The organism is Actinoalloteichus spitiensis RMV-1378 (assembly GCF_000239155.1).
Classification (GTDB): domain Bacteria; phylum Actinomycetota; class Actinomycetes; order Mycobacteriales; family Pseudonocardiaceae; genus Actinoalloteichus_B; species Actinoalloteichus_B spitiensis.
In genome coordinates this window covers 1-6417 of the sequence record NZ_AGVX02000295.1, presented here as the reverse complement: position 1 = coordinate 6417, position 6417 = coordinate 1, and the positions used below count along the sequence as shown (strand labels likewise).

Genomic DNA, 6417 nt, shown 5'->3' with positions numbered 1-6417 from the left:
GGGGAGGACCCCGGGCACCGTCCACCGCCCCCGCCGCGCAGGGGCGTCGAAACCGCCCCTGACCAGGGTTGGAGCCGACGAGGGGACTCGAACCCCTAACCACTCGCTTACAAGGCGAGTGCTCTGCCAGTTGAGCTACGTCGGCGGGTGACCGCACCCGCCCCGGGGGGCTGTCACGGTCGCCGACCACATCGTATCCACACCGCGCGCCCCCTCGGAACGCTCCCACCAGATCGCCGGGGTACCGGCGCACCAGCCCGGGGCGGAGGGCCGGAGCGGCGGACCGACGACCGGGCTCCACCACGACGTCGGCCCACCGCTCCACCACCGGCGGCGCGCTCGTCCTCCCGGACCGCCCTGCCGGTTGCCGCACACCCCCGGCGACGGGACGATCAGGAGCAGGAACAAAGTTCGGCGGTCCGCGCGTTGGGCCCCCACGGGCGCGCGAGGGCGGACGGCCTCGCGTCGAGACCGTTCAGCGGTTGTCGCAGGTGAGGCGGCCGGGGACCACCTCGATCGAGGGTGGCGCACGCCACTCCACCGACCCGCAACGGAGGGCGGTCCACCGCCGATGTCGTGAGCGGCGTGGTGATCTCAAGGCCCCCGTCCTGGTCGACCGAGGTCGGCCACGTCACCAGAGACCGAGCAGGCACGAGGCGAAGGAGGCCGGTCCGTGGGTATCGCCCAGCGGGCCCGTGAAGCGTTGCGCCGGAAGGAGGCAGCGCCCGCCACGGCGGGGAACACCACGGTGGGGAACACGGTGGAGAACACCGCCGTCTACGGACCACAGCTGCCCGAGGCGTCGACCATCCACCTCGTGCTGGACCTCGCGCTGCGGGTGGGCGAGGTCCAGCTCGCGAGCGGCGCCGGTGCGGCCGACGCCACCGCCACGGTCATCGCGATCACCAACGCCTACGGTCTCCCCCACTGCGAGGTGGACGTCATCTACACGTCCATCACCGTGTGCTGCCACCTCGGTTCCGGGAAGGCCCCGATCACCACGCTGCGGGTGGTACGAGGCCGCTCGCACGACTACAGCCGGCTGACCGCCACCGAGGACCTCGTCCAGCGCATCACCAGCTTCGAGATCAGCGCCGAGGAGGCCTACGCCGAGCTGGAACGCATCACCAACGCCGCCCACCCCTACCCCCGGTGGGTGTCCTCGCTGGCCTGGGCCGGCCTCGCGGCGTCGATCGCGGTGCTCATCGGCGCCGGCCCCCTCCTGACCGGACTGGCCGCGCTCGTCACCGCACTGATCGACCAGATCGGCCGGTTCCTCAACCGCCGCACCCTGCCGTTCTTCTTCCAGCAGGCGGTGGGCGGCGCGGTGGCGACCGGGGCCGCACTGCTGCTCTTCCAGTCCGGGGTCCTCGGCGGGGGGAGTGCCTCGCTCGCGGTCGCCGCGAACCTGGTCGTGCTCCTCTCCGGGCTCTCCGTCGTCGGTGTCGCCCAGGACGCCGTCGGTGGGTACAACGTCACCGCCGCCGGTAGGGCAGGCGAGATCCTGATCATGACGGCGGGCCTGGTCACCGGCGTGATCGTGGCGCTCCGCATCGGCGTCGCCCTCGGCGCCCCCACCGCCGACGTCGCGGCCAGGCTTCCTCCCGCGGCCAGCCAGCTTCCGCTGCTGGTGGTCGCCGGCGGCCTGGCCGCGGTCTGCTTCGCACTGGCCAGCTACGCACCGCTGCGGACGCTGCTGGTCGCCGGCGGGGCGGGTGCGCTCGGCCAGCTCACCTACAGCACGCTGTCGCTGACGGCGCTGGTGGGTCCGATCCCTGCGTCGGCCGGCGCGGCCGTGGTGATCGGCTTCGTGGGGGGTCTGCTCACGAGGCGCCTCCGGCTGCCCACTCTGATCGTGGTCGTCTCGGGCATCACGCCACTGCTGCCGGGGTTGGCCACCTACCGGGCCGTGTACCAGCTCGCCGCCGAGGGCAACCTGACCGCCGGGCTGTCCGACGCGGTCCTCGCCGCCGGCGTCAGCCTCGGCCTCGGAGCCGGGGTGGTCCTCGGTGAGTTCCTCGCCCAGCCGGTCCGGACGGGCATCGGTCGACTCGAACGGCGCTTCTCCGGGCCGAGGATGTCGGGGCCGCTGCGGCCGTCCCGGCGCCGCCTCGAATGACCACGGCTGGCCCCGCTGCCAGCCGAGGAACTCCGACCTGCGTGATGTGGAGGATCGTGAGCTGCGACGAGCAGCCGATTCAACTACTCACGGTCATGTGATCGCGCTTACTGCGTCCACCAATCAGCACGAATTGTGGCTAGCCTCAACAATGGAGGATGACACGGAGAGTCACCGGCTGCCGCCAGGGCCAACGGAGGTCGGGGCAGGTGCCACACCGTTCGACTCTCGTCGCTGCTGAGGAGGCTTTGCCAGTGGGCAGCACGACACCAGGTTCAACGGGTGCCGACTTCGTCGTGGTCGCCAACCGCCTTCCGGTCGATCTCGAACGACTGCCCGACGGAACGGAGCGCTGGCGCCACAGCCCCGGTGGCCTGGTGACGGCGTTGGAGCCGTTCCTGCGAGCCCGCAAGGGAGCCTGGGTGGGGTGGCCGGGCATCGCCGACGCCGATGTCGCGCCCTTCGAGGACGGCGACATGCGGCTGCACCCGGTCGCCCTGTCCGCCGCCGAGTTCCGGGACTACTACGAGGGCTTCTCCAACGCGACCCTGTGGCCGCTCTACCACGACGTCGTCGCCACCCCGGTCTTCGACCGGACGTGGTGGGACGTCTACGTGCGGGTCAACCAGCGGTTCGCCGAGGCCACCGCGTCGGTGGCCGCCGAGGGCGCCACCATCTGGGTGCAGGACTACCAGCTGCAACTGGTTCCGGCGATGCTCAGGGACCTCCGGCCGGACCTGCGCATCGGGTTCTTCCTGCACATCCCGTTTCCCCCGGTCGAGTTGTTCATGCAGCTCCCCTGGCGCACGCAGATCGTGCGCGGGCTGCTCGGAGCCGACCTCGTGGGGTTCCACCGACCCGGTGGCGCGCAGAACTTCCTCTGGCTCGCCAGGAGGCTCGCGGGCTTCCAGCCCACCAAGGGCAGCGTCGGTGTGCGCAACCGCCCCGGAGTCGTCCAGGTCGGCGACCGCCCGGTCCGGGTCGGCGCCTTCCCCATCTCGATCGACTCCTCGTCGCTGGACCAGCTGGCCGCGAGTGAGGAGAGCACTCGGCGGGCCGCGCAGCTGCGCGCGGACCTCGGCAACCCGCGCCGGATCCTGCTGGGCGTGGACCGCCTCGACTACACCAAGGGCATCGACCTGCGGTTGCACGCCTTCCGCGAACTGCTGGCCGAGGAACGGGTCGATGCCTCGGACACGGTCATGGTGCAGTTGGCGACTCCCAGTCGAGAACGTCTGGAGCACTACAAAAAGATGCGGGAGGAGATCGAGCGGGAAGTCGGCCGCATCAACGGCGAGTTCAGCCGCCTGGGCCGGCCGGCGGTCCATTACCTGCATTCGTCCGTCGACCGCAAGGACCTCGTCGCTTTCTACTGCGCTGCCGACGTCATGGTAGTCACCCCGGTCCGCGACGGGATGAACCTGGTCTGCAAGGAGTACGTGGCCTGCAGGAACGACCTCGGCGGGGCGCTCGTCCTCAGCGAGTTCGCGGGAGCCGCCGCCGAACTGACCAGTGCCTTCCTGGTCAATCCCCACGATCTGGAGGGCGTGAAGGACGCGCTTGAGGCTGCCCTGAACATTGACCCGGCGGAGGGACGCCGTAGGATGCGCGCGCTGCGGCGTCAAGTTCTCAATCATGACGTCGATCGCTGGGCGCGATCTTTTCTCGAGGCTTTGGGGGCGCAGCCGAACCGCTAAGGTTCATTCGTTTACCCATCCCTGACGCCGTGAGGAGGAGGCGTTGACCGCCGAGGCCCTCCCAGCCGAACTTCGGCGCGCGATCGTCCAGCTTGCGAGGACGCCGCGCCTGTTGGTCGCCTGTGACTACGACGGGACACTCGCTCCCATTGTCGTCGACCCGGACCATGCCCAGCCGCTACCGGAGTCGGTGCACGCGCTGCGGTCGTTGGCGGCGCTGCCCGCCACCGTCACCGCGGTCATCTCCGGCCGGGCACTCCGTGATCTGGCCGCGTTGTCCCGGCTGCCCGCGGAGGTGCACCTCGTGGGCAGCCACGGCTCCGAGTTCGACGTGGGCTTCGTCCACGAGCTCGGAGCCGAGGCCACCACGCTGCTCCGCCGCATCCAGTCCGAACTCGACTCCCTCGCCGACGAGGGGCAGGGAGTCCACCTGGAGGTGAAACCAGCCAGTGTCGCCGTCCACGTGCGGCGAGCCGAGCCGGACGTCGCCGAACGTGTGCTGGAGACGGTGCGCACCGGCCCGGCGACCTGGGACGGTGTGCAGGTCACCGAAGGCAAGGCGGTGATCGAACTCGCCGTGGTGCAGACCAACAAGGGCAACGCGTTGGACACCCTGCGCCACCAGGTGGGCGCGACGGCGGCACTGTTCTTCGGTGACGACGTCACCGACGAGAAGGCCTTCCGGAGCCTCCAGGGCCCGGACATGGGCATCAAGGTGGGGCCGGGCGACACCGCCGCCGCCTACCGGGTGGACGACGCCCAGGCCGTCGCGACGGTGCTCGCGTTCCTGCTGGAGGAGCGGCGCACCTGGCTGTTCGGTGAGCAGGCCCCGCCCATCGAGCGGCTGAGCATGCTGGCGAACGAACGAACCGTCGCCCTGGTCACCCCGGACGCCCGGCTGACCTGGCTCTGCCACCCCGAGCCGGACTCGGCGGCCGTCTTCGCCGACCTGCTCGGTGGACCCACCGCGGGCCACTTCTCCATCAAGCCCAACCGCAACGGCCTCCCGCTGGGCCAGCGGTACCTGCCGGGGACGATGGTGGTGGAGACCCGCTGGTCCCGGTTGCTGGTCACCGACTACCTGGACCACTACTCCAGTTCGCACCGGACGGACGTCGTCCGGGTGGTGTCGGGCAACACGACGGCCAGCGTCGAGTTCGCTCCCCGGCCCGAGTTCGGCCAGGTGCCGGTCCGCCTCATCGCGGAGGCCGACGGCCTGCGGGTCGTCGGCACCTCGGAGCCGATGGTCCTGCGCGCTCCGGGCGTCGTCTGGGAGATCACCTCGGACGGCATGCACGAGTCCGCCCGTGCCGTGGTGGAACCCTCCCCCGGCCACGACGTGGTGCTCGAGCTGCGCTGCGGGACCGATGACCTCGGACCCCACGAGATCGCGGAGCAGGAGCGGCGGCAGCGGGCCGGCGAGTACTGGTCCAGTTGGGTCCAGGGACTGTCGCTCCCGCCGGTGGAGACCGACCTGGTGGCGCGGTCGGCGCTCACCCTCCGGGGGCTGTGCCACTCGGAGACCGGTGCCATCATGGCCGCGGCGACCACCTCGCTGCCGGAGGAGATCGGTGGTGTCCGCAACTGGGACTACCGGTACTGCTGGCTGCGGGACGCGGCTCTCACCGCCCAGGCCCTGGTCTCGCTCGGGTCGCACGAGGAGGCCGAGGGTTTCCTGAACTGGCTGCACCGGGTGCTCGAGACCCTCCCGGGCCCGGAACGGCTCCACCCCCTCTACACGATCTACGGGACCAACCTCCCCCCCGAGGCGGTGATCGACACCCTCCCGGGTTACGCGGGTTCACGCCCCGTCCGGGTGGGCAACCTGGCGAACCAGCAGGTCCAGCTCGACGTCTTCGGCCCGGTGGTGGATCTGATCGCCATGCTGACCGAGTCGAGGGGCAAGCTCACCGACGACGACTGGCGGCTGGTGACCGCGATGGCCGAGGCGGTGTCCCGCCGCTGGCACGAGGCGGACCACGGGATCTGGGAGGAGCGCCACGCGCCCAGGCACCACGTCTACTCGAAGGTCATGTGCTGGGTGACCTTGGACCGCGCGGTGCGGCTGGCGGAGAGCTACGGCCGGGAGATCGACCCGACCTGGGAGCCCCTGCGGGACGAGATCGCGAGGGACGTCCTGAAGAACGGGTGGAACGACGAGGTCCAGTCCTTCACCACCGCCTACGACGGTGTCGACCTCGACGCGGCCTCCCTCTTCGTCGGGCTCTCGGGCCTGATCGACCCCACTGACGACCGGTTCCAGTCGACGGTGACGGCGATCGAGTCCGAGCTGCGCAGCGGCTCGACGGTGTACCGCTACCGCCGGGACGACGGCCTGCCCGGGGACGAGGGCGGCTTCCACTTCTGCGCGGCCTGGATGGTCGAGGCCTACCTGCTGACCGGTCGGCGCACGGAGGCGGAGGACCTGTTCCAGCAGCTGGTCGACACCGCCGGTCCCACCGGGCTGCTCCCCGAGGAGTACGACCCCATCGCCGAGCGGTCGCTGGGCAACCACCCGCAGGCCTACTCGCACGTGGGCCTGATCAGGTGCGCCAAGCTGCTCTCCGGCGGGCAGCGGCAGCGGGTCGCCGTCGCCAGGGC

Annotated in this window: 3 protein-coding genes and 1 tRNA gene; 3 read left to right on the top strand and 1 reads right to left on the bottom strand. The window is 70.9% G+C overall.

Features of this window, described 5'->3' with window-relative positions; translation table 11 throughout:
• Nucleotides 1–69 precede the first annotated feature (69 nt).
• A tRNA-Thr gene (locus tag ACTIDRAF_RS0213615) sits at nucleotides 70–145 on the bottom strand.
• 528 nt (nucleotides 146–673) lie between these two features.
• On the opposite strand from ACTIDRAF_RS0213615, the gene ACTIDRAF_RS0213610 reads away from it, so the two are divergent.
• The 3 genes from ACTIDRAF_RS0213610 to otsB all read left to right on the top strand — a co-directional run.
• Nucleotides 674–2119: a threonine/serine exporter family protein gene (locus ACTIDRAF_RS0213610; protein ID WP_016699289.1), complete on the top strand. Its 1446-nt coding sequence runs from the start codon at nucleotides 674–676 to the stop codon at nucleotides 2117–2119.
• Between the two features lie 254 nt (nucleotides 2120–2373).
• On the top strand, nucleotides 2374–3816 hold the full coding sequence (locus ACTIDRAF_RS0213605) for an alpha,alpha-trehalose-phosphate synthase (UDP-forming) (protein ID WP_016699288.1): 1443 nt from the start codon (nucleotides 2374–2376) through the stop codon (nucleotides 3814–3816).
• A gap of 43 nt (nucleotides 3817–3859) precedes the next feature.
• Nucleotides 3860–6417: trehalose-phosphatase (gene otsB / locus ACTIDRAF_RS28775; protein WP_016699287.1), on the top strand; the 2558-nt coding region annotated here is incomplete at its 3' end.